A 24885-nucleotide genomic window follows, 5' to 3' on the forward strand; every position below is an offset into this window, starting at 1 on the left:
AGTGAGAATTTATTAATAAAATTCTTAAAATTTTAGATGTTACTAATGTAGCAAAATCAACCCAAATCACAAATGCTTAACAATCAATAGAATACACAAAACAATAACAAACAAAAAAAGCCGTAACGCATTGCTTTACGGCTTCTAGGCTAATTCGTTTATACTGTGAGTCTTAGTATATACTCACCTCGCTACGTGGTACATCAGACTCTTGGAATCTCTGGTAACACTTTGCTACAATTTCTCTAGCTTCGTGTACGTCTCCCCATCCACCTACGTCTACTTTTTTCTCTTCAAGATCTTTGTACACTTGGAAAAAGTGCTCAATCTCTTTTATAAGGTGTGGGTTACAATCAGATAAGTCTTCAAGCTTGTTTGCACTTGGATCAGTTACTGGTACACAGATAACTTTTTCGTCTGGTCCTTTTTCATCTGCCATATGGAAAACTCCTATAGGCTTTACCTCAATCACACATCCAGGAAAAGTAGGCTCTGTTACAAGAACAAGTACATCAAGAGGATCTCCATCTAGTGCAAGAGTTTCTGGTATAAAACCGTAATCTGCAGGGTACATCATAGAAGAAAAGATCATACGATCGTAACGTATTTTCTTTAGTTCAAAATCATACTCATATTTGTTACGACTCCCTTTTGGGATTTCGATTAAAACGTCAAATGTTTTTACTTTTTCTGCTGTCATATCATTATAAAAAACAAATTATGCTCCCTCCTATTAAAAAATCTCTTAATATATGAGCACTAATTTGTGTTGTTAGTATTGCGCTTTCGCGAAAGCTAAATTTTAAATAGCTGAAATTCAATTAATTATAAACAGCAGCTTGCCAAAAAATATCTTTCGGGGTGCAAAAATACGCTGTAAAAGCGTTATCACCAAAGGAATACGTGTTAAGATTAGGTTAGGCACCTACTCGTACAGCGGTTTAAAAAAGAAAGGTGATACTAATTAAAGTACCACCTTGAATGTTTTCACAACAAGATAATCTGTTTGTTGTTCTATTATCTCATTAATGTGATTTACTTAAATAAACATCTCTGACGGGAATACTACTTTCGCGAAAGCGTAAAAACAACTCTCATTAAAAATAAAATCCAAAGCTACCTGTCACTCCAATCTTGCGAGCATCTGGCAAGAAGTTATAATTTCCTCTAAAGTTTACATCTATACGAAACACCTTAAAGATATTACCTACCCCGATGCTGTACTCATAATACGGCTCCATAGATGGGGCAATCATAGATGGTGTGATGGCGGTTACTGGATCTCCCTCTGCAAAGAGAAGACTCTCAAAGGCGGGTCTGTTAAGATCAATATTAGCCTGTGATATATTACCTATAATACCACGCACGCCTATAATCTCTCTGAGGTTTAACCCTTTTAAGAAAGGAATACGGTTAAAGATTCTTCCTCCAAAGTTATGTTCTAGCTGTAAAGAAGCATACTCATCTGTAGTAAACTCATAAAAATTGAGCTGGCTAAAGGTGTTGAATATTGAGAACAGTGACTGGTTACCTGGCACTGGACTTAATAATGCCAGTGGCACCTCATCAAAGGTTTTACCTACCTCTGTAGAAGCGGTAAGTGTACCTAGACCTCCTACACGTATTGCCTTACGAGCAGAAAATTGAAACTTGTCGTACCCAAAATCACTGTCTAGCGTACCCTCTAGCCCACGTGTGTAACTCGCATAAAAGCTAGGGAACCACTCGTTTGTAACGCGTCGCTCTACACCAAAACCTGAGGTCTTTTTACCCGGCTCCCAGATAGTAGTAAGAACCACCTCTGCTTGTTTAAGCTCACCTGTGGTGGTGGTTTGTGTGGCATCTGTAAAGTAGTCTAGACTAAAGGTCTCTGAGGCAGACTCGAGCGTGCGCAGTGAGAAATCTGCACGCACCTGCAGGTTACGCACCACCTCTATCTCTGCTGCTACATTTGCCAGTTTTATAGAGGTGAGCTTATCATTAGTCGCTGTGTTTACTAGCGATGATGAGGCAAGATTTCTACCTAGCACATCTCTTGAGGTGGTAAGGCTCGCCCCTATTTGCTCTACATCTTGACGGTAACCGCCAGAGATTATAAGTCTACTCTTTTTATCTAAAAGCCATTTACCAGAAATACCAAATTTTCCTTTTTTATCTTTAAAACCATAAGCTAGAAAACCTTCTAGACGCCAAGGGTCGTTTTGAGAAAAATAAGTTCTACCACCTGTACGTACACGCAAACCTTCTACCTCGTTAAACCCAAAGGTTGAAAATATAGGTCCGTAATCAAAATTGAGACTTGGGATTTCATAATAACCAGAGGCTAGCACAGAGCCTGCATTATAGAGATTTCTAAATTTCTTAACCGTTTTAAGGGTGTCTAGCATTTTATAAACGCCTAGCTCGTCTTTACTGAGTTCTTCTTTTCTATTCTCTTCCCAAAACTCATCGTCACGATTATAGATATCCTTATCGTAGTTATAAACTTCTTTATCGTAGTAATCTTTGTCTAGCTTTTTATCAAACTCATAGTTATCATACAGGGTCGTACGCTTACCGTACATTCCTCTAGATTGCTCTTTTTTATTAAAAGCAAAGTCTGACAAGAAGTAATCACGCGAGAGTAAGAACGTAGTATCGTTTACGATATCAAACTCTTGCTCCATATAGATTTCTTTGACCCAGTTTATGTTTGCACTTTTTGAAAGCTGCATATTAATCTCTTTAATTGCCCAGGTTGAGTCGTTTACCCAGAAGTCTCCTTTAAAGGTGAGTTCGTTTTTACGACGTGGATAATAAATGATATTATAACACCATTTATTATCTATGTAGGCACTATCTGAGAGTACATAATTATAGGTTTGTATCCCTGTGCGCGACAGCGGACTTGTAAAACTCTTATCAAAAAACTGTAAGTAGTTCTGGTAGATATCATAATCACTGTACAGATCTTTTACAAAACCTATCACTGTTTGATTCTCGCTAAAACCACTGTTTTTATTACCTAGCAGCTCTTCTTTTACTTTATTAATCTCGTTATCTCCATAAACTTTTGACACGGCTTCGTTTACAAAAATGGGTAGATAGGTTTTACCTGTAACATTAGAGGTATCTGTCTGATCAAATATAAATTCCATTCCTTTAAAGAGACGGCTATTTATAAGGGCACTGTCTATGGTGTTAAGGTCAAACTCTAGCTTCTCATACTTATCATACTGGTATTGCTTAAACTGTTTAAGTCCGTTCTCTCTTTTATTTGCCCATATCTTGCGTAGTATATCTACAGCAGGGTTGTTCTTTTTATCTGTTTTACCCGTAAAGATTACGACCTCATCTAGGGCCCCAGCCTCTTCTTCTAGTATGATTTTCATCTCGTAGTTGACCTTTTGCTCTAAGTCTACAATAAGGTTTGAAAATCCTATAAAAGAAAATCGCACTTGCTCCCACGTAGTATCAGACTCGAGGTAAAAGCGACCATTCTCATTTGTAATAGTTCCCTCATTAGAACCCATAAAAACGACATTTACAAATGGTAATGCATTTCCCTGCGCGTCAAAAACTTCTCCACTCACTTTAGTCTGACTATAAGATATAGCCACCGTAAAGAGCGTAATAAGGAAGAAAAGTAAATTATGTTTCATCTATTAATTCTATTTGTGCGTTGTTACATATCATTCAGTAGGGTTACAATGATTACCCTATAACGTTTAGAATATGTATTATTCTGTATGAGATGTTATTTTATACACATTAATTAAAAAACCCCTCTCTTAGGTAGAAAGGGGTCAAATATAGTACGCTTTCGCGAAAGCTTATCTGTACATCACCTTCTTAACAGCCTTTACAACGTCATCGCTGTTAGGCAACCACTCCTTAAGTAGTACTGGTGAGTAAGGGGCAGGTGTATCTGCCGTGTTTATTCTTTGTATAGGTGCATCTAGGTAATCAAAACAGTGCTCTTGTACCTGGTGACTTATCTCTGTAGACACGTTTCCAAAAGGCCAAGCCTCTTCAAGTATCACAAGTCTATTAGTTTTCTTTACTGAGTCAAAGATAGCCTGCTTGTCTAGCGGGCGTACCGTACGTAAATCGATAATCTCGCAAGAAATACCATCTTCTGCCAGTTGGTCTGCTGCTTTGTAAGCCTCTTTTATAATTTTTCCAAAAGAAACGATAGTTACATCTGTTCCCTCTCTCTTAATATCTGCAACACCTATAGGTAATACATACTCTCCATCTGGCACCTCACCTTTATCACCATACATTTGCTCAGACTCCATAAAGATTACAGGATCGTTATCACGTATCGCTGCTTTAAGCAGTCCCTTTGCATCATAAGGGTTAGATGGTACAATTACTTTAAGACCAGGTGTATTTGCAAACCAGTTTTCAAAAGCTTGAGAGTGTGTTGCTCCTAGTTGACCTGCAGATGCTGTAGGTCCTCTAAAAACGATAGGGCAAGAAAATTGCCCACCAGACATCTGTCTTATTTTTGCTGCATTGTTTATAATTTGATCAATACCTACAAGTGAGAAGTTAAAGGTCATATACTCCACAATAGGACGACAACCCGTCATAGTACTACCTACACCTATACCTCCAAAACCAAGCTCTGCAATAGGAGTATCTATAACTCTATCTGCACCAAACTCGTCTAGCATTCCTTTTGAAGCTTTGTAAGCACCATTATATTCGGCTACTTCTTCTCCCATTAAATAAACAGATGCGTCACGACGCATTTCTTCACTCATAGCCTCACAAACGGCTTCTCTAAACTGGATTGTTCTCATATAAGTTACCCACTAGTGGGTTAATTTGCAAAGGATTCTCAAAGCATTGCCTTAATCACCTAATTAATAATCGTTTTTTACGTACTCACAAAAATAAGCAATTCAGAAACCTCAAAAAATGAGAATTTTGCAAAATTTTACTATGCGCGCATAGTAAAATATAGTTTTTTACCTTATTTTTGTAACGATAACGAAATAGTACGAGTTTACGCTTTCGCGAAAGCGTACCTTTATCTTTATAAAAAACAAATTCTATGAAAATATTAGTGTGCATCAGTCACGTACCTGATACGACTTCAAAAATTAACTTTACTGAAGGAGACACCAAGTTTGATACTAATGGTGTTCAGTTTGTGATCAACCCAAATGATGAGTTTGGATTAACCAGAGCAATGTGGTTTAAAGAAAAACAAGGAGCTTCTGTAGACGTAGTAAACGTAGGAGGACCAGAAACAGAACCTACACTTCGTAAAGCACTTGCAATAGGTGCAGACACAGCTATACGTGTTAACACAGAAGCAAAAGATGGTTTTCAAGTTGCCAAAGAACTTGCAAGAGTAGTTCAAGACGGAGGATACGACCTTGTAATTGCAGGCCGTGAGTCTATAGATTATAATGGTGGTATGGTACCAGGTATGCTTGCAGGTCTTACCGGAGCAAACTTTGTAAATACGTGTATCTCACTAGAAGTAGATGGCACAAACGCTACTGCAACTAGAGAAATAGATGGTGGTAAAGAAACAGTTACTACAACTTTACCTCTTGTAATAGGAGGTCAAAAAGGACTAGTAGAAGAGAGTGACCTACGTATACCTAATATGAGAGGTATTATGATGGCTCGTAAAAAACCATTAAGCGTTGTTGAACCTGCTGGAGCAGCAACCGAAACAGCAGCTGTTGCCTTTGAAAAGCCAGCACCAAAAGGAGCCGTAAAACTTGTAGACACTGTAGACGAGCTCATCGATTTATTACATAACGAAGCGAAAGCTATCTAAAAAGTACGATAATATGTCAGTTTTAGTATATACAGAATCAGAAAACGGAGAATTTAAAAAAGCTTCACTTGAGGTAGCATCTTATGCAAAAGGTGTTGCAGATATGATGGGAACTTCTGTTACTGCTATTGCAGTAAATGGAGGTGACACAGCACCACTAGGAACCTATGGTGTAGATAAAGTTTTAAACCTTAAAGACAGCAAGCTAGACGCATTTAATGCAGCTGCTTATGCAAAGGGTATTGCTGCTGCAGCAAAGGCAGAAGGTGCAACAGTAGTGGTATTAAGCCAGAGCGCAAATGCAAAGTATCTTGCTCCTTTACTAGCGGTAGAGCTTGAGGCAGGATATGCATCAAATGTAGTTGCACTTCCAGAAAGCGCAGCTCCATTTAAAGTAAAGCGTACTGCTTTTACCAACAAAGCATTTAACATTACAGAGATCTCTACAGATGTAAAAATTGTAGGTCTTGGTAAGAACGCATATGGTCTTAAAGAAAACAGTGCCGCTGCTGCAACAGAAGATTTTAGTGCAGATCTAGGGACATTTGGTGTAGAGGTTGCCTCTGTAGATAAAGCTACAGACAAGGTTTCTATCGCAGATGCTGAGATTGTAGTCTCTGCAGGTCGTGGTATGAAAGGACCAGAAAACTGGGGGATGATAGAAGAAATGGCAGACATACTTGGAGCAGCAACTGCTTGTTCTAAGCCAGTATCTGATCTAGGGTGGAGACCTCACGGTGAGCACGTAGGGCAAACTGGTAAGCCTGTTGCTTCTAACCTATACATCGCGATAGGTATCTCTGGAGCTATACAGCACCTTGCGGGTATTAACTCTTCAAAAGTAAAAGTAGTAATCAACACAGATCCAGAAGCTCCTTTCTTTAAAGCAGCAGATTATGGTATCGTAGGTGATGCTTTTGAAATTGTACCTCAGCTCAATGAGAAGCTTAAAGCCTTTAAAGCTTCTAACAGCTAGAAATAAACTATTAGTTATATAAAATGAGCTTAAATATAATTTAAGCTCATTTTTATTTACCCTTATCTGTCTAAAAGACTGCACATTACCTTATAATTAAGATAACAATACGGCAAATCGTATAAACTTCTTAACTTATAAACCCTTTTTCCTATTTTTGCAACTTATGAGCTTAGTGCGTTTAAACATTAAAGGAATCTCCTACAGCCAGACTCAAAATGGCGCGTATGCCCTTATTCTTACTGAACAGGACGGAGAACGTAAGTTACCTATTGTAATAGGAGCTTTTGAGGCACAGTCTATTGCGATTGCATTAGAAAAGGAAATAAAACCACCCAGACCTCTCACACACGACTTATTTAAAAACTTTGCAGATCGTTTTGATATCGTCATTAAACAAGTAATAATACACAAACTTGTAGATGGTGTTTTTTACTCTAGTATAATTTGTGAGAGAGACAAAATAGAAGAAATTATAGATGCACGCACAAGCGATGCTATATCACTAGCCCTGCGTTTTCAAGCACCTATATTTACTTATAAAAATATACTTGATAAAGCAGGTATTTTTCTCAAAGGAAACACAAACCCAGAGGAGTTTACAGAAGAGGATGAAGTCCTAATGGATGAAATCATTCTGGAAGAAGAGCCTACATCAAGCGGTGATGATTATAAAAAAATGTCACTTCAAGAACTACACAACAAATTAGAGCAAGCCGTAAATAGTGAAGACTATGAGACTGCTGCACAAGTGCGAGATGAAATCTCAAAACGCAACTAAACAATCTTATATGCGCAAGCTACTACTCACCCTAATAGTATTAATGAGTTCACTTACAACATTTGCGCAGGAGCAAGCACAGGCTATGGCAGATGTTATCCCTTCTCAAGGTTTTACTTTTGAGAGTTTTGGCCGCGGTGTACTAGGTATGGTTACTCTTATTGTAATTGCCGTTTTATTTAGTAGCAATCGCAAAGCAATTAATTGGAAAACAGTAGGTATAGGACTTGCGTTCCAGCTTATTATAGCTGTTTGTGTACTTAAAGTTCCTTTTGTAGAAAGTATTTTTGATTTTATAGGAAGCATCTTTGTAAGCATACTAGAGTTTACCCTTGCTGGAAGTGATTTCTTATTTCAAGGTCTCGTGAGTGACACCTCAACTTTTGGGTACATATTTGCTTTTCAAGTATTACCTACCATCATCTTCTTTTCTGCGCTTACCTCTGTGATGTACTACTTTGGAGTAATACAGAAGGTTGTAAAAGCCTTTGGGTGGTTACTATCAAAACTGTTAGGTATCTCTGGAGCAGAGAGTTTAAGTGTAGCTGGTAATATCTTTTTAGGCCAGACGGAAGCACCGCTTCTTATAAAGGCATACTTAGAAAAAATGAACAAGTCAGAAATCTTACTTGTAATGATAGGTGGTATGGCTACAGTTGCAGGAGCGGTACTTGCGGCATACATAGGTTTCTTAGGTGGTGAAGACGAAGCGCTTAGACTTATTTTTGCAAAGCACCTACTCGCAGCCTCAGTAATGGCAGCACCAGGAGCTATTGTAATTTCAAAAATATTATACCCTCAGACAGAAGAAGTAAACACAGACGTATCTGTCTCAAACGATAAAATAGGAGCAAACGTACTTGATGCTATTGCAAACGGAACAACAGAAGGATTAAGACTTGCTGTAAATGTAGGGGCAATGCTTCTGGTTTTTGTAGCATTTATAGCTATGGCAAACGGCCTACTAGGCTGGATAGGTGAAATCACGACACTTAACGGCTGGATAGCTACACACTCTGCATACCCGCAATTATCGCTAGAAGCTATCTTAGGTACCATCTTTGCCCCACTTATGTGGCTTATAGGTGTGGCTAGTGAAGACACAACGATGATGGGACAACTACTAGGTATAAAACTAGCAGCAAGCGAATTTGTAGGTTACATACAACTTGCAGAGCTTAAAGACACCACAAACGTTGTACACCTCAACTACGAGAAGTCTATCATAATGGCAACATATATGCTTTGTGGATTTGCAAACTTTGCCTCTATCGGTATTCAGATAGGTGGTATAGGTTCTCTAGCTCCAGGGCAGCGCACGCAATTATCACGTTTTGGTCTTAAAGCACTTATAGGAGGTTCTATAGCTTCGCTTATATCTGCAACCATTGCTGGTATGATTATAGGGTAATAGATCCTTATCAAGCACCACTCTTTTTTTTAGATTTTTACGCTTTCGCGAAAGCGTAATCACCCTTGTTTATCTCGTAAAACAACCTACTGGGTGAAAGCAATCTTTACAACACCCGACAAAAGTGTACTATCTACATTAATTTTTGTCGTATCTTAATGTGGTAGAATAGATTACATACTAAAAAAACCGCTTATGAAAACGCAAAAAAAACCGCTTACTAGCCAGCTTAGATGGTTACTTGCTCTATGTATTATACTGGCATTTATCCCAAGTACCTATGCTCAAAACATAACAAATTATGTTGAAGTAAAAGGAACAATAACTGAGTCTGATTCTAAAGATGACATCGCTAAGGCTACCGTTACCCTTATGGGCACTAACCTAAGTACTGTATCAAATAATGAAGGTGAGTTTGCCTTAAAAATACCAGCGACAGATACAAAGAAGCAACTTAAAATTACCGCTCTAGGCTTTAATGAAAAGATTATTCTATTACCAGAAAATCTCAAAAAGCCACTCAAAATTAAACTAGACTACAGCATCATAAGTCTTGACCCTGCAAACCTAGTCGCTTATACAGATGCAAAAGCGCTTGTAAAAAAAGTACTCAATAAACGTAAAGACAACTATCTAGGTGATAAAACCGTAATGACTGCTTTTTACAGAGAGACTATAAAAAAGCGTAGTAAAAATGCATCTCTAGCAGAAGCCGTTGTAAACATCTATAAGCAACCTAATGCAAACAGCAAAAAAGACCAAATACGACTAGTCAAATCTAGAAAAGACACAGACTACTCAAAACTAGACACCATTGCTCTTAAGCTACAAGGAGGTCCTTTTAGCACGTTATATGTAGACGTAATGAAGTATCCAGAATATATCTTTAGCCCAGATACGATGGATGCTTACACCTTTAGATTTGGCAAAGTATCAGAAATTAATGGAGAGAATGTTTTTGTCGTCCGTTTTAAACAACGTGGAGAAGTGCTTACACCGCTATATGAAGGGAGTTTATATATAGGCGCAAGCAGTCTCGCTCTTGTAAAAGCTACTTATGCTCTCAAGCTAGACAATACAAATGAGGTAAACGAGATGTTTGTGCGCCGCAAACCAAGCGACGTAAAAATAAAACCTCGCAACATCTCTTATGAGGTAAACTATCGCGAGAAGAATGGCAGGTGGGTTTATGGTTATAGTAAAGCAGACCTCTCTTTTGAGGTCAAGAGAAAACGCCGTCTTTTTAAGTCTATATACACGCTCTCTTGTGAGATGGCTGTCACAGACTGGCAACTCGCCACATCAAACACCTCTTGGGAAGGCAATGGCGAGATAGATGAATATATCATTATGGCAGATCAAAATCTAGGTTTTGGTGATCCAGAATTCTGGGGAACATACAATGTGATTGAACCAGAAAAGTCTATAGAGTCTGCGATAAAAAAAATACAGCGCAAGCTAGAACGCTCAGAAGATCGCGCCTCACTAGGCGGCAAATAACCTCGGTTAATAACTCATAATAACTAGAAACACCTTTCGTTGTAGAAGACGGCAGGTGTTTTTATTTTGCTTGAACTTTGCAAGAGACTTTTTACGCTTTCGCGAAAGCGTAATCACTACCAGCATAAGCACCTTACAATTATCACTAAGTAAACTAGATGTATGAAACAGTATCACGACTTAATGAAGCACGTACTCGCCGAAGGCAACTTTAAAGGCGATCGCACCGGTACAGGAACAAAAAGTGTATTTGGGTATCAAATGCGTTTTGACCTCTCAGAAGGCTTCCCGATGGTTACTACAAAAAAGCTACACCTTAAATCTATCATCTATGAGCTTTTATGGTTTTTACAAGGTGATACTAACGTGAAGTATTTGCAAGAAAATGGTGTGCGCATCTGGAATGAGTGGGCAGATGAAAATGGAGACCTAGGTCCCGTTTATGGTTACCAGTGGCGCAACTGGAATGGTGACGAGATAGACCAGATAAAAGATATTGTAGAGACACTTAAAAAAAATCCTAATAGCCGCAGGATGCTTGTGAGCGCCTGGAATCCATCTGTAATGCCAGATACTTCTGTCTCTTTTTCTGAAAATGTTGCAAATGGTAAAGCTGCTTTACCTCCTTGTCACGCATTTTTTCAATTTTATGTAGCAGATGGAAAGCTAAGTTGCCAGCTATACCAGCGCAGTGCAGATATCTTTTTAGGAGTTCCGTTTAATATAGCTAGTTACGCACTATTTACAATGATGATGGCGCAAGTGTGTGGCTATGAGGCCGGAGATTTTATTCACACCTTTGGCGATGCCCATATTTACAGTAATCATATGGAACAAGTTGAACTTCAATTATCCAGAGAAATTCGTACTTTACCTACTTTAAAAATAAATCCTGAGGTAAAAGACATCTTTGGCTTCACTTTTGATGACTTTACTTTAGAAAATTACAATCCGCATCCTCATATTAAAGGAGCAGTTGCGGTATAACCTCAAATTAACCTACTTACAACAATGAAAAAATTATTATTTGCCCTTGCTTTTTTTGCAGCTTTCACAACTATAAATGCACAAGAAGGTGTGACTATGAGAAAGTCTACAACTCTTAAAGTTGAAGAAGTACCTCCTACGTGGCCAGGTTGCACGGGATCTATCAACCAAAAAAACAATTGTTTACGCCAGAAACTAGCAGGACATATTGTTAAGAATTTTAAATTTCCATCAGACTATGTAAAAGGGAAGGTGGCAATTGATATGTTTATAAACAAAGAAGGTAAACCAGTAATACGTTCTGTAAAAGGAGGCTCTCCAGGAGTACAAAAAGAAGTAAAAAGAGTGATTATGATGATGCCTCAAGTAATTCCCGGCAATATGGGAGGAACAAAAAAGGATAGCGATCTTAAACTTGCATTTACATTGTAAGGCTGTAAGAACACAAACTATTACAAAAGAGGAGCAAAAGAGATTTTGCTCCTCTTTTCATTTATAGCAATCTCAATAGTAAATAGTTATCAAGCACGATTTTTCATCATACAGCAAATAATCTTTTTATAGCTCGTAAGCTGGTGCAAAAGATTCTGAAAGTCATCTTATCTATTCCAGAAATTAAACCTGGAGAACTAGGTGGCAAAAAAGTAGCTGCAGAATATACAATACCCATCACCTATTAATACTACCTACTGGATTAAACTTGGTGTATCATTTAACCTAAATATTAACATTTTGCCAAATGAGGTCATAAAATTTTACACGCACTTAAAAACCCGTAACTTTATGTGACTTATAATTGTCACCGCTATGATTGTTACAGAAAATTTACTCGAGTTTTTTCTTGAAACTCGACAGCACACAGAGCGCCTGTGTAAACCACTTGAGATAGAAGACTATGTCGTACAACCCATAGTAGATGTCTCGCCACCTAAGTGGCACCTAGGTCACACTACGTGGTTTTTTGAAGAGTTTATTCTAAAACATCATAAAGAAGGTTACACACTTTTTAGCGATGACTTTGCTTTTGTTTTTAATAGCTATTATGAGAGTGTGGGTAAGCGTGTTGTGCGCACAGACAGAGGTAATCTATCCAGACCCACGGTAGATCAAGTATATGCTTACAGAAAATATGTGACAGAGGCCCTTAAGGATCTTCTAGAAGGAGACGTTTCGGAAGAGGTGACCAAGTTACTTACCATAGGCATACATCACGAGAAACAACATCAAGAGCTACTTGCTACAGATATAAAATATATACTAGGCAACAACCCACTTATGCCTGTTTATGGAGGAGATATTAGCTTTCGCGAAAGCGTAAAAGAAATCCCACAATCACAATGGACCCATATAACCGAAGGTGTATATGAAATAGGACATAACACTACAGATTTTTGCTACGATAATGAGCTGGGGCGTCATAAAGTATACCTACATGACTATGCAATATCTAATACTCTTGTAACAAACGGGGAGTGGATAGCTTTTATAGAAGCTGGAGGATATAATAAAACATTGCTCTGGCACGCCGAAGGCTGGGACTGGGTTCAAAAAAACAATATAGAATGCCCTATGTACTGGCATAAAGTAGGAGATAAATGGTATCACTACACACTAGAAAAAGGCTTACAAGAAATAGACAAGAGTGCCTCTCTAGCTCATATCTCATACTACGAGGCATTTGCCTATGCACAATACAAAGGACTACGCTTACCTACAGAATTTGAGTGGGAAGTAGCAAGTAAACATCTAGACTGGGGAGACCGCTGGGAGTGGACAGAGAGCGCCTACCTACCCTACCCTGGCTATAAAAAAGAAGAAGGAGCACTGGGAGAATATAATGGTAAGTTTATGGTAAACCAGAAGGTCTTAAGAGGTGGCTCTGTGGCAACACCAAGTAGACATACAAGACACACCTATCGTAATTTTTTTCAAACTGGATTACGATGGCAATTTACAGGACTACGCCTAGCAAAATAATAGTAAGTTATTACCACACTACACGACCATTACAAATATGACACAAATTAAACCAACCATAGCAACCGCATTTCATAAAGAAGTTGAAGAAGGGCTTACGGCATTTCCGAAATACCTTTCTTCAAAATTTATATATGATAAGAAGGGAGACAAGCTCTTTCAAGATATTATGGCAATGCCTAGCTACTACCTCACAGATTGTGAGTATGAAATTTTTGAAACACATAAAACTGCCATTGCACAAGCTTTTAGCAGTAAAAGCGGTTTTGAGCTTATAGAACTAGGGGCTGGTGACGGGAAGAAAACAAAGATTTTACTAGAACACCTAGTAACTCGCGGAGACACTTTTACTTATCTTCCTATAGACATCAGTCAGAATGCGCTAGACGGGCTAGAAGAAAGTATGAATATCGATTTACCACAAGTAGACATAAAACCACAACAGGGCACCTATTTTGACGTGCTAGAAGGGCTAGCAAATTACAACTCTCGTAAAAAAGTAATTGTAGTACTAGGCTCAAACATAGGGAACCTTTTACACCCACAGGCTATAGACTTTTTATCAAATATTAAAAAAGCAATGAGCGAGGGAGATTTACTTTTTATGGGGTTTGACCAGAAAAAGAATCCGCAGGTGATACTTGATGCTTATAATGACCCAGAAGGTATTACCGCTGCTTTTAATAAAAACCTACTGCACCGCATTAATGATGAGATGGATGGTACTTTTAATCCAGACCAGTTTAAACACTGGGAGGTTTACGACCCAGAAACAGGCACTGCAAAGAGCTATCTCGTTAGTAAGCAAGATCAAGATGTACGTATTAACGCTCTAGATCTTGATGTACACTTTAATGCCTGGGAGACCATACATACAGAGATAAGCCAGAAGTATGACGACAGCATTGTAGAGTGGCTTGCAAATGAGTCTGGGCTTAATATTATAAACGACTTTGCAGATAGTAAGGGATATTACAAGAACTATTTATTTGAAAAGAAATAAGAATACGCTTTCGCGAAAGCGTAACAACATCTAAAAAAAAGAATTATGAAAGCAATATGGAACAACGAAGTAATAGCAGAAAGTGATGATACGATAGTGATAGAAAACAATCACTATTTTCCGCACGAGGCTATAAAGAAAGAATATTTTAAATCTAGTGATTTACACAGTACCTGCCCGTGGAAAGGTAAGGCATCATATTACTCAATAGAGGTAAATAGAAAAGAAAATACTGATGCCGCTTGGTATTATCCAGAAGTAAGTGAGCTAGCAAAAAGTATAGAGAATAGGGTTGCCTTCTGGCGTGGTGTCGAGGTAGTAGAGTAATTCTATATTTCTGTAATGTAAAAAAAGCCATTTTCTAACCGAAAATGGCTTTTTGCACTATAAGTTGGGGGAAAACTTAACGTTATAATTCTAAAACACTGTTTTCGGCAGCGGCATAATCATTCCATTGGTAACCATCTGCAGCTTCTTCATTTACCCACTCTCCATCTACTACATATTTAAACTCGTATGACTTTTCTGTAGGGATATCAAAAGTTCCTTTAAAGGTTCCGTTCTTAAGTTTTTTAAGAGGTCTTGTGGTATCCCAGTTATTAAAATCACCTGCTACGGCAACCGTATCTGCCTCTGCAGCAGCAATCGCAAAGGTTACTTTACAAACAGGCTTTGTTTTTAAAAATTTCTTAGTAAGCGCCATAATTCTTTGTTTTTGATAAAGTACAAAGATAGGACTAGAACACTATAAAAAACAGATAATCAGACTATTGAGCTCATTATTCACGATTTAATAATATTGCACCTCTTAAAATTGATATCTAGTAAATCGAAAACGTTTGCAGACATCATAAATTGATAATATGGTGATTAATTAACACCTCAATCACATAAAATTTACAGTAAAAACCACAAAACAAAGGAATTATGACTTAATGACTTCAAGTAAATGTGCTAGATCATCTTCTGTATTAAAGTAATGAAAACCTACCCGAACGCCTTCTCCTCGCACCATCGTAAGTATATCTTGGTTTTTTAGTTTTATTATAGTTTTATCATCTCCTGTTATATTAAAAAATGCACCGTGACTCTCGCGCTCTGCAATTGCTTTTGAAAGAAGTCCATTTTCTAAAAACATCTCTTTGGCTTTTATATTTATATCCTTAATTCTCTTATCTATAACCCCCATACCAAGTTGATTTATAACATCTATTGCTACACCTAGGCTTCCATAATTGAGCGTATCTTGGTGTCCCGGCTCAAAACGACCTAAAAAGTTACCTTCTTGAGGTTTATACTTACCTTGTACAGAATTAAAACCTGTTGTACTAGGTGCAACACGATCTACAATACTTTCTTTAAACAAGAAAAAACCATTACCATACCCAGCATTCATCCACTTATAGGTGCTCGCCCCTATAGCATCTAGTGCAGAGTTATCAAAATCAAACACCTCTGTACCTACATACTGTGTAGCATCTGCAAGAAATAATGTATCAGGATATAGCGCTTTTAACTCTTTAAGAAACCCTTGGTTTATTTTTAACCCATCCAGCCACTGCACAAGTGAGAATGCAAAAATATCTGGCGTATCTTTCTTAAAAGCTTCTGCAACGACCTCTTCAATATTAAAACTAATCTGTGTGTACTTAATATCAAAATCTCTACTTTCAAAAGGCCAGTTTATAGATGGGTAATCTCCTTCTAGCAACAGTACCTTTTTGTGTGTTTTTATACCTTCAAGTAGTGTATTAAAACCGTATGAAAAATTAGGAACAAGGGCTACTCTATTTGCCTCGCAAGAAAAAAGCTCCCCTACCTTCTCACGCACAGACCCTAATATTTTACCTTGATTTTCTTTAAGCAAGCTACCTTGTACGAGAAAATCAAGATCGTGTTCTTGCCTCCACTCCATCACAGGCACAGAGAGTAAACCAGAAGATGCCGTATTGAGATAGGTATACTGACTCAGGATTGGGAAGAGTTTGGCAAAATTTTTCATAAGCTATTTTTAAAATGACGTTCTAAAAGGCTAATTTTATATGATTATATAAAGGTCGCATTTTATGGCACTATTCTCAAAGAAAACAACAACATCTATAGATCCAGTTCAAAAAGAACTTATAGAAAACGCTCAAGCTCGCGTAAGGCAAAAGAAAAACCTATACAGGCACTTTGTAGCTTTTCTAGCAGGAGCAATACTTCTTATTGTAATTAATCAAGTGCTTAATGTGGGTGAAGAGTTCAAGCCTTTTGAGACTCCTTGGTTTGTATGGGCAATTCTTATATGGACATTCTTCTTTCTCATACATCTCATAAACGTCATTGTAATGAGCAAGTTTATGAATAAAGAATGGGAACAAAAACACCTAGACAGACTCGTAGCCAAACAAAAACTACGCATCGCAGAGCTAGAGGAAGGCGTGCAAGTATCACACCCGTTACCAGAAAAAAAAAGTCCAATCTCAACAGACCCAAACACCTCACTAGACAACCAGAATACTCCCCTATGATAACAATGATAGCAGCTGCTGCCGAAAATAATGCACTGGGTAAAAATGGCGATATACCCTGGCATCTTCCAGATGATTTTCGTCATTTTAAAAAACTCACCACAGGTCACCATATTATTATGGGGCGTAAAACCTGGGAGTCTTTCCCAAAACCGCTACCTAATAGAACACACGTAGTCATTACAAGAGATAAGCAATACAACGCACCAGGTGCTACCGTTGTGCATTCCCTAGAAGATGCGCTGGCATATTGTAAGCAAGAGGCTCACACATTTATTATAGGCGGTGGCGAGATTTATAAACTAGGTATGCCATATGCCACCCATATAGAACTTACCCGAGTACATAACGAGTATGCGGCAGATGCGTTTTTTCCAGAAATACCAGAGAGTGAGTGGGAACTTGTAAACAGTACCTTTCACGATGTAGATGATAAACATAAAAGCGGCTTTACTTTTCAAAGCTGGAAGAGAAAGTAGAGCAAAGAACTTATACGTAGTTTTGAGTACGCTTTCGCGAAAGCGTATATCTCCTCATTGAGTCTCTCTCATTTTGTACTTTTGCACCTACTAACGAACATAAACTTATGAAAGCATATATATTTCCGGGTCAAGGTGCTCAGTTCTCAGGAATGGGATTAGACATTTTTGAAAAATACCCAGATGCTCAAGATCTTTTTTTAAAGGCAAATGATATTTTAGGTTTTAATATTACTGATGTAATGTTTGAAGGAACTGCAGAGGATCTTAAAGAAACTAAAGTAACACAGCCGGCTATCTTTATACATTCTATAGCACTTAAATCTGTTATGACAGATTTTGAACCGGCAATGGTAGCTGGTCACTCACTAGGAGAATTTTCTGCCCTTGTAGCAAGTGGCGCATTAAGTTTTGAAGATGGATTAAAGCTTGTGAGCCAGCGTGCACAGGCTATGCAAAAAGCTTGTGAGGTACAGCCATCTACTATGGCAGCCGTATTAGGTCTAGAAGACGCCGTGGTAGAAGAGGTGTGTGAGCAAACACCAGGAGTTGTGGTAGCCGCAAATTATAATTGCCCAGGCCAGCTTGTAATATCTGGAGAGATAGAAGCCATAAATAAAGCCTGTGAGACTATGAAAGAAAAAGGTGCACGTAGAGCGCTTGTGCTTCCTGTAGGAGGAGCTTTTCACTCACCTATAATGGAGCCAGCTAGAGAAGAACTAGCCGCGGCTATAGAGGCAACCAAGTTTACAAAACCTATATGCCCTATATACCAGAATGTAACTGCTAGCGCTATAACAGATGCTAGCCAAATACAGGCAAACTTAATAGCACAACTTACCGCACCAGTAAGATGGACACAAACCATACAGCAAATGATTGCAGATGGTGGTACAGAGTTTATAGAAGTAGGTCCTGGTAAAGTGTTACAAGGCCTTATGAGAAAAATAAACAGAGATGTAGCTGCAAGTAGCGCTATACTACCTGAATAGTATTACTCTATTTTATAACATAAAAAAAACCAGCCTAACAGCTGGTTTTTTTATTTATGATGGTTAAGTGTCTTCTTAGTGACCTGTCGCCTTCTTTACTTTATCTACAGCTCCGTTTGCAGCATCTTTTGTTGCATTTGCAGCGTTATTTGCAGCGTCTTTTGTTGCGTCTACAGCATTGTTTGCAGCATCTTTAGTTGCATCAATAGCGTTATTTGCAGCATCTTTAGTTGCATTTGCAGCATCTTTTACTCCTTCTACTGTTGCATCTGCAGCGTTTTCGATAGCGTTTCCTGTTGCGTCTACAGCATCTCCTGCAGCGTTTGCAGCGTCATTTGCAGCATCTTTTACAGAGTTACCAGCGCTCTCAAGAGCATCACCAGCACTGTTTACAGCATCACCAGTTGCGTTTGCAGCATCATTTGCAGCATTTTCAACAGCGTTTCCAGCTTCATTTGCTTTTTCTTGTACTTCTCTACAAGAAACTGCTCCTACGATAAGGGCTAGTGCAGCAACATTTAATAATAATTTTTTCATAATAGAAATTTGTTTAGATAGTTGTGAGGTGCAAATTTAACATAATTTCACATTTAATCAGCAATATTAGATATTTACTACAATTCTTAACCGATAAAAAACATAAATACATCGACAATCTGTCTTACACAACACTTGTTTTTAAAATGTTATGTTCTTTATACGCCCAAAGTGCTGAAAAAGATGTTTTTAGATAAAAAAAATTTTATTTGGAAATATTCCTAATTTTCATACATTTACCGTATGGGAACAAATGATTTACCTTCAGAAATACGTAGATTTAAAGAAGTGCGTGAAGATCACGACTTCACACAAGCAGAGTTTGCCGAAAAATTAGGCATAAAAAATAGTACTGCAGATATAGAGCGTGGCCGTACAAAACTCTCTGGCCAAGTTATTACAGAGCTACTGCGCCTTTTTCAAATAAACCCACTATGGATTTACGGTTACAGTAAACAGAAGCACCTTAACCCAGATAAAGGAGACATAAGTCCTAAGGTTGTCATAGTAGATAAGGAGGATAATGAAAATATGGTTTTAGTAAATCAAAAAGCCGCTGCGGGTTATCCTAATAATATTGCAGATGTAGAGTGGTATCAAAACCTGCCTGCCTTTGACTTCCCTATACCTCAATACCGTAATGCTACTTATAGAGGTTTTCAAGTAGAGGGCGACAGTATGCTCCCTAACTTTAGACCAGAAGACTGGGTACTTGCAAAAGGTGTAGAAAGTCTTGAGTATGCTAGTGATAATAAAGTATATGTAATTGTTATGCAGGATGCTGTAGTGGTAAAAAAACTACAAAAACTTCCAGATTCATCTCGTGTACTTCTTATATCAAGCAATGAAGATTATGCACCCTATGAGGTTGCTGTAAGCGACATACAGGAAATATGGCAAGTAAATAGTAAGCTCACTTTTAATCTAGATGAAGGTAGTAGTAACAGCCTACTTAAAGAGTTACAACAGTCTATGCTTGAACTCAAAGCGCAGATGACAGAATTTAAAGCATAAAAAAAGGATAATACAATAACCTATATTATCCTTTTTACGTGCCGTTACAAAACAGACTAATAATCTGTTTTAATTTTAACCTCTCCATCTTCATCTACCTTTACTTTGGTCTCAGAACCGTTTGTATTTTCTGTTTTTAATTTATAACCGTCGTCTGTATTTTTTTCTTTTATCTCAGCGGCATTTTCTTTTGCTTCTTCTATAGCCTGCTCTGCTTCTGTTTTCTTCTCTTTACAAGAGGTTAATGATACAGCCATAATACCTAGAGCAATTGCTCCTATTTTTAATGTTTTCATAATCATATTGGTTTAGTGTAATACAAATGTAGATTGATTAATAAGGCTTCACGCACAAAGCTTTACCAATAAGCTCTAAAGTTACGTTAACATTTATCCCTCATACTTACTATATTACCTAAAACTGTTAATTTTAAAGTAAAAATGAACTTTCAAGATACCTACGACTTTCTCGAAAAACTTCAACAAAACAACTCCAAAGAGTGGATGGATGCTCATCGCAAAGAGTATCATCATATTAGAGACAACCATATAAACTGGCTTAACAAACTTAATGCGAAGCTGGCGGAGATAGATGAAGCGTATTATGACACGCCTGGTAAAAAAGCTATAAACCGTATCAATAACAATCTAATGTTTCACCCTAACAAGCCTATTTACAAAGACCATATAGGCGCAGGACTGGATCAAAGAACTAAACAAGGGGATTTTTACATTGAGATAGGTCTTAAACATAATCTTGTGGCCGGTGGTTACTGGAAGCCTAAAAAAGAAATTCTAGATAGCATACGCGATGCGATAGATTATAACGGCGAAGAACTCAAAGCTATATTAGAAAAACCCAGCTTTACAAAAGCCTTTGGAAACCTATGGAGTCAAGATAAACTAAAAACCGCACCAAAGGGTTTTTCTAAGGACCACCCCCATATTGACTTACTTAGGTATAAAACATTTGCAGTGGAGACTACGCTTTCGCGAAAGCAAGTTTTATCAAAAGATTTTGACGCACTACTTATTGAAATGTATAAAGAGATGCTCCCTTTTAGAAGATACTTGAGAGAAGCCGTATCTGTGCTTACTTAATTACTGCCTTTGATATAGTCTATTACAGCTCGCGTAGCCCCAGTATTACTATTTATAAAATGCCCTGCAATCATACCTGTCTGAGCTCTAAACTTATCATCACTGAGTAGTTTGTTGAGTCGCTCGTCAAATTGATCTTGACTCGCAACCGCATATAATCCAGCAAGCTGCTGGAGTATTTTTGCCTCGGGAAATTTATTAAAATGAGGACCTATAAGAATAGGCACTCCAAAGGTCGCCGGTTCTAAAATATTATGTAATCCCGTATTCCCCATAGCACCGCCTACATAAGCTACATCTGCATAACTATAGATTTTAGTAAGAAGTCCTATGGTATCAACTATAAGTACATCATAATCTTTTAGAGTATTTATATCCATTGTAGAGTAACGAGCGACTCTAGCGGTACAAGCTCCTATAAATGCTGATATTTTTCCTTCTTTAATTTCGTGTGGAGCGATAATAAATTTGGCCTTGCCTTCGTGATTGTTTATGTAGTCTATAATTAATTTATCATCTTCTGGCCAAGTGCTTCCGCATACCACACAGAGATTATCTTTCTTAAATTGTGAGACAAAATCAAGCGTATTATCCATTGTAAGCTGCTGGCTCACTCTGTCAAAACGAGTATCTCCACTTATTGTATAATTTTGAAATCCTAGCTCTTCTAAAGCTTCGGCAGAGTTTTGATCTTGTAAAAAGAAATGCTCAAAACTCTCTAATGATTTGATCATCCATTTACCATAAGGTTTAAAAAAAGGTTGACTTTCTCTAAAGACTCCAGAAATCAAAAAGGTTCTAATCTTTCGGCGTTGTAGCTCTCGTAGGTAGTTAGGCCAGAATTCATACTTAACAAAAAAAACTGCTTCTGGTTTTATGGTATCTAAGTAGGTACTAACGTTTGATGTGGTGTCTAGTGGTAGGTAGATGGTCGCTTTCGCGAAAGCGTTATTTTTCTTTATTTCATAGCCAGAGGGAGAGAAGAAGCTTATCACCCACTGGTGATCTGTATAGTGCTCAGTAAGAGCCTTTAATATAGGTACTCCCTGCTCATATTCTCCCAGGGAAGCAGCGTGCATCCACAACGTTTTCTTTCCAGTTATGAGCTCGGCATTTAAAAACTTGATAGTATCCTTTCTACCTGTAATAGACTTTTGAAGCTTTTTATTAAAATTTCCAGCAAGCGGTAATACAGCTTGGACTAACCTCATTAATAAAGAATACAATATGTGCATAAGTCAAAAATACACTTTGTAATTAAATAGGTCTGAGTAGGAGATGGAGATTTTGTATTTTTGTTTTCTGTAAAATCAACGCTTTTTATTAAAATACCACTCTGTAGAAAGGTCACTTGCCTTTCTCCCATATCTAATGAAAAAAATACAAATGGTCGATCTTAAAGGCCAATACGCGACTATAAAAGAACAAGTAGACAGCAGCATTGCAGAGGTTATTGCAAACACTGCCTTTATAAATGGACCTGAAGTAAAAAGCTTTCAAACCGAACTGGAAGCGTATCTAGGTGTAAAGCACGTTATACCGTGTGCAAATGGTACTGATGCACTACAAATCGCTCTAATGGGTCTAGGCTTAGAACAAGGAGATGAGGTCATCACGGCAGATTTTACTTTTGCAGCTACTGTAGAGGTGATTGCCCTTTTAAAACTTACCCCGGTTCTTGTAGATGTTGACCCAGTAGATTTTAATATAGACATCGAAGCTATTAAGAGAGCTATCACACCAAAAACGAAGGCTATTGTGCCTGTCCACCTTTTTGGTAGAGCAGCAAATATGGATGCTATTATGGATCTAGCAAAAGAGCACAACCTCTTTGTTATAGAAGATAACGCACAAGGTATAGGTTCAAACTACACAGGTCGTGATGGTAAGAAAACAAAAACTGGAGGAATAGGTCACGTAGGTACAACATCGTTTTTCCCTTCGAAAAACTTAGGATGCTATGGTGATGGCGGTGCAATATTTACAAATGACGATGACCTTGCCCATACCATAAGAGGTGTGGTAAATCACGGTATGTACGTACGATACCACCACGATGTAGTAGGCGTAAACAGTAGACTGGACTCTATACAAGCAGCTGTTTTAAGAGCAAAACTGCCACATCTAGATTCATATAACAAAGCGAGACGCGATGCTGCACGCAAGTATACAGAAGCCTTTATGAGTAATAAAAAGATTATTACGCCTATAGTTTGTGATAGTTGTGATTGCCACGTTTTTCACCAGTATACACTACGAGTAGTAGACACAGATCGTGATGCTCTTGTAGCACACCTTAATGAGAATGGGATACCTTGCGGCGTGTATTACCCTATCCCACTGCACAGCCAGAAAGCTTATAAAGATGAGCGATATAATGAGGCAGACTTCCCTGTGACTAATGCCATTGTAAAAGATTGTATCTCCCTACCTATGCACACAGAACTAGAGGACGACCAAATTGCTTTTATAACTAAAACCGTGATTGACTTTGTAAATAAATAATCTATGAAATATACGCTATCCCTTCTACTTGCTTGCCTTGTGAGTATGACCACTTTTGCACAAGAGACGTTACTACATTGTGGTAAAATAATAGATACTCAAAATGGCAAAGTTTTAAAAGAGCAAACTATTACCGTACTGGGTAATCAAATTGTGAGTGTTGAGAAGGGGTACGCTTCCGCGAAAGCTGGACAAAGCATAATTGATCTTAAAACCAAAACGGTAATGCCTGGTTTTATTGATATGCACGTGCATATAGAAGGCGAGACAAACCCAAAACAGTATCTTGAGACCTTTACTAAGAATGAGGCAGACGTAGCCTTTACAGCAGCCGAAATTGCAGAAAGAACATTACTCTCAGGCTTTACAACAGTAAGAGATCTAGGCGGCTCTGGAGTAAATGTATCTTTAAGAAACGCCATTAACTCAGGAACCACTCGAGGTCCTCGTATTTATACTGCCGAAAAGGCCATAGGAACCACAGGAGGCCACGCAGATCCTACTAATGGTTTTAAAAAGGTAAATATGGGCGACCCTGGCCCAGCCCAAGGTGTTATAAACAGTGTAGATGACGCAAGAAAGGCAGTAAGGCAACGCTATAAGAATGGCGCTGACCTTATAAAAATCACAGCCACCGGAGGTGTTCTTAGTGTGAGTAAAAATGGTGATAACCCACAATTTAGACAAGAAGAGGTAGATGAGATTGTACGCACTGCAAAGGAGTACGGAATGCACGTAGCTGCACACGCACACGGTAAAGAAGGGATGCAACGTGCTATTAAAGCGGGTGTACAGACTATTGAGCACGGCTCATTTATGGATGAAGAAACGGTGCAGCTTATGAAAAAACACAACACCTATCTCGTACCCACCCTATCTGCAGGAAAGTACGTCGCTACCAAGGCTAAAGTAAAAGGTTACTACCCAGACATCATCATACCTAAAATTGAAAAGGTAGATGCTACGCTCAAAAAGACATTTACAATGGTTGCAAAGTCTGGAGTAAATATTGCTTTTGGGACAGATGCAGGCGTATTTCCTCACGGTGAGAATGCAAAGGAGTTTAGATATATGGTAGATTATGGCTGGAGCCCTATGTTTTCACTACAGTCTGCAACTATTACAAACGGGAAACTTTTAGATATGGAAGGTAAACTGGGTGTACTAGCCCCAGGCTACCTTGCAGACATTGTAGCTACAGACGATGACCCTACACAAAACATAGCAACTACAGAAAGTGTCTCTTTTGTTATGAAAGATGGATTAATCTATAAGCAATAACGACGTAAGACTTTAAAAGAATTAACTAGACTAGGTAAACACAA

The 24885-nt window shown here is 38.2% G+C and carries 25 protein-coding genes; 17 read left to right on the forward strand and 8 right to left on the reverse strand.

From position 1 onward, the window contains the following. Positions 1 to 172 precede the first annotated feature (172 nt). The 3 genes from MED134_RS07190 to MED134_RS07200 form a co-directional block, all read right to left on the reverse strand. On the reverse strand, positions 173 to 700 hold the full coding sequence (locus MED134_RS07190; protein ID WP_021778039.1) for an inorganic diphosphatase: 528 nt from the start codon (positions 698 to 700) through the stop codon (positions 173 to 175). A gap of 397 nt (positions 701 to 1097) precedes the next feature. Then, a complete protein-coding gene (locus tag MED134_RS07195; protein WP_021778038.1) occupies positions 1098 to 3641 on the reverse strand; it encodes a DUF5686 and carboxypeptidase-like regulatory domain-containing protein in 2544 nt (847 codons plus the stop codon). 171 nt (positions 3642 to 3812) lie between these two features. Next, positions 3813 to 4790, reverse strand: coding sequence for a pyruvate dehydrogenase complex E1 component subunit beta (locus MED134_RS07200; protein WP_021778037.1), 978 nt, complete (start codon positions 4788 to 4790; stop codon positions 3813 to 3815). A gap of 254 nt (positions 4791 to 5044) precedes the next feature. Between MED134_RS07200 and MED134_RS07205 the strand changes: the two genes are divergently transcribed. From MED134_RS07205 to MED134_RS07250, 10 genes are all read left to right on the forward strand, one after another. Beyond that, the gene (locus MED134_RS07205; protein WP_021778036.1) at positions 5045 to 5785 is read left to right on the forward strand and encodes an electron transfer flavoprotein subunit beta/FixA family protein; all 741 of its coding nucleotides are present in this window, start codon (positions 5045 to 5047) and stop codon (positions 5783 to 5785) included. Between the two features lie 13 nt (positions 5786 to 5798). Further along, entirely contained in the window at positions 5799 to 6761 is a 963-nt protein-coding gene (locus MED134_RS07210) for an electron transfer flavoprotein subunit alpha/FixB family protein (RefSeq protein WP_021778035.1), read from the forward strand. Positions 6762 to 6927: 166 nt separating this feature from the next. Further along, positions 6928 to 7542 carry a bifunctional nuclease family protein gene (locus MED134_RS07215; protein ID WP_021778034.1) on the forward strand — a complete coding sequence of 205 codons (615 nt, stop codon included), beginning with the start codon at positions 6928 to 6930 and terminating at the stop codon, positions 7540 to 7542. 10 nt (positions 7543 to 7552) lie between these two features. After that, on the forward strand, positions 7553 to 8953 hold the full coding sequence (locus MED134_RS07220; RefSeq protein WP_038601015.1) for a NupC/NupG family nucleoside CNT transporter: 1401 nt from the start codon (positions 7553 to 7555) through the stop codon (positions 8951 to 8953). A 195-nt stretch (positions 8954 to 9148) separates the two neighbouring features. Next, positions 9149 to 10453 carry a carboxypeptidase-like regulatory domain-containing protein gene (locus MED134_RS07225; protein ID WP_021778032.1) on the forward strand — a complete coding sequence of 435 codons (1305 nt, stop codon included), beginning with the start codon at positions 9149 to 9151 and terminating at the stop codon, positions 10451 to 10453. A 162-nt stretch (positions 10454 to 10615) separates the two neighbouring features. After that, entirely contained in the window at positions 10616 to 11440 is an 825-nt protein-coding gene (locus MED134_RS07230) for a thymidylate synthase (protein ID WP_021778031.1), read from the forward strand. Between the two features lie 24 nt (positions 11441 to 11464). Continuing rightward, the gene (locus MED134_RS07235) at positions 11465 to 11872 is read left to right on the forward strand and encodes a hypothetical protein (RefSeq protein ID WP_021778030.1); all 408 of its coding nucleotides are present in this window, start codon (positions 11465 to 11467) and stop codon (positions 11870 to 11872) included. Between the two features lie 375 nt (positions 11873 to 12247). Further along, the gene (gene egtB, locus MED134_RS07240) at positions 12248 to 13417 is read left to right on the forward strand and encodes an ergothioneine biosynthesis protein EgtB (RefSeq protein WP_021778029.1); all 1170 of its coding nucleotides are present in this window, start codon (positions 12248 to 12250) and stop codon (positions 13415 to 13417) included. A 37-nt stretch (positions 13418 to 13454) separates the two neighbouring features. Beyond that, positions 13455 to 14420: an L-histidine N(alpha)-methyltransferase gene (locus MED134_RS07245; protein WP_021778028.1), complete on the forward strand. Its 966-nt coding sequence runs from the start codon at positions 13455 to 13457 to the stop codon at positions 14418 to 14420. 45 nt (positions 14421 to 14465) lie between these two features. Continuing rightward, on the forward strand, positions 14466 to 14747 hold the full coding sequence (locus tag MED134_RS07250) for a DUF427 domain-containing protein (protein ID WP_021778027.1): 282 nt from the start codon (positions 14466 to 14468) through the stop codon (positions 14745 to 14747). Positions 14748 to 14829: 82 nt separating this feature from the next. Here the strand turns inward: MED134_RS07250 and MED134_RS07255 are convergent, their stop codons facing one another. Together MED134_RS07255 and MED134_RS07260 are read right to left on the reverse strand one after the other, a co-directional pair. Next, positions 14830 to 15123 carry an isoamylase early set domain-containing protein gene (locus tag MED134_RS07255; protein ID WP_021778026.1) on the reverse strand — a complete coding sequence of 98 codons (294 nt, stop codon included), beginning with the start codon at positions 15121 to 15123 and terminating at the stop codon, positions 14830 to 14832. Between the two features lie 222 nt (positions 15124 to 15345). Further along, entirely contained in the window at positions 15346 to 16422 is a 1077-nt protein-coding gene (locus MED134_RS07260; RefSeq protein ID WP_021778025.1) for an aminotransferase class V-fold PLP-dependent enzyme, read from the reverse strand. Between the two features lie 64 nt (positions 16423 to 16486). Between MED134_RS07260 and MED134_RS07265 the strand changes: the two genes are divergently transcribed. The 3 genes from MED134_RS07265 (at position 16487) to fabD (ending at position 18404) form a co-directional block, all read left to right on the forward strand. Next, the gene (locus tag MED134_RS07265; RefSeq protein ID WP_038597414.1) at positions 16487 to 16933 is read left to right on the forward strand and encodes a 2TM domain-containing protein; all 447 of its coding nucleotides are present in this window, start codon (positions 16487 to 16489) and stop codon (positions 16931 to 16933) included. After that, positions 16930 to 17412, forward strand: coding sequence for a dihydrofolate reductase (locus MED134_RS07270; protein ID WP_021778024.1), 483 nt, complete (start codon positions 16930 to 16932; stop codon positions 17410 to 17412). The genes MED134_RS07265 and MED134_RS07270 overlap by 4 nt, the downstream gene beginning before the upstream one ends. 107 nt (positions 17413 to 17519) lie before the next feature. Continuing rightward, positions 17520 to 18404 (forward strand): ACP S-malonyltransferase, encoded by an 885-nt coding sequence (gene fabD, locus MED134_RS07275; RefSeq protein ID WP_021778023.1) that lies wholly within the window; start codon positions 17520 to 17522, stop codon positions 18402 to 18404. 75 nt (positions 18405 to 18479) lie between these two features. Here the strand turns inward: fabD and MED134_RS07280 are convergent, their stop codons facing one another. After that, positions 18480 to 18941, reverse strand: a complete 462-nt coding sequence (locus MED134_RS07280; RefSeq protein ID WP_021778022.1) for a hypothetical protein — start codon at positions 18939 to 18941, stop codon at positions 18480 to 18482. A 243-nt stretch (positions 18942 to 19184) separates the two neighbouring features. Between MED134_RS07280 and MED134_RS07285 the strand changes: the two genes are divergently transcribed. Then, positions 19185 to 19955: a helix-turn-helix transcriptional regulator gene (locus MED134_RS07285; RefSeq protein ID WP_021778021.1), complete on the forward strand. Its 771-nt coding sequence runs from the start codon at positions 19185 to 19187 to the stop codon at positions 19953 to 19955. Positions 19956 to 20011: 56 nt separating this feature from the next. Here the strand turns inward: MED134_RS07285 and MED134_RS07290 are convergent, their stop codons facing one another. After that, positions 20012 to 20251, reverse strand: a complete 240-nt coding sequence (locus MED134_RS07290) for a hypothetical protein (RefSeq protein ID WP_038597418.1) — start codon at positions 20249 to 20251, stop codon at positions 20012 to 20014. Positions 20252 to 20395: 144 nt separating this feature from the next. Between MED134_RS07290 and MED134_RS07295 the strand changes: the two genes are divergently transcribed. After that, a complete protein-coding gene (locus MED134_RS07295) occupies positions 20396 to 21055 on the forward strand; it encodes a DUF2461 domain-containing protein (RefSeq protein ID WP_021778019.1) in 660 nt (219 codons plus the stop codon). Here the strand turns inward: MED134_RS07295 and MED134_RS07300 are convergent. Continuing rightward, a complete protein-coding gene (locus MED134_RS07300; protein WP_237747158.1) occupies positions 21052 to 22266 on the reverse strand; it encodes a 3-deoxy-D-manno-octulosonic acid transferase in 1215 nt (404 codons plus the stop codon). The genes MED134_RS07295 and MED134_RS07300 overlap by 4 nt on opposite strands. A 160-nt stretch (positions 22267 to 22426) precedes the next feature. Here MED134_RS07300 and MED134_RS07305 point away from each other — a divergent pair, with 160 nt between their 5' ends. Next, a complete protein-coding gene (locus MED134_RS07305) occupies positions 22427 to 23560 on the forward strand; it encodes a DegT/DnrJ/EryC1/StrS family aminotransferase (RefSeq protein WP_021778017.1) in 1134 nt (377 codons plus the stop codon). A 3-nt stretch (positions 23561 to 23563) separates the two neighbouring features. After that, on the forward strand, positions 23564 to 24841 hold the full coding sequence (locus MED134_RS07310; protein ID WP_021778016.1) for a metal-dependent hydrolase family protein: 1278 nt from the start codon (positions 23564 to 23566) through the stop codon (positions 24839 to 24841). The last annotated feature ends 44 nt before the right edge of the window (positions 24842 to 24885 follow it).

The sequence above is a fragment of the Dokdonia sp. MED134 genome, assembly GCF_000152925.2.
Taxonomy (GTDB): Bacteria; Bacteroidota; Bacteroidia; order Flavobacteriales; family Flavobacteriaceae; genus Dokdonia.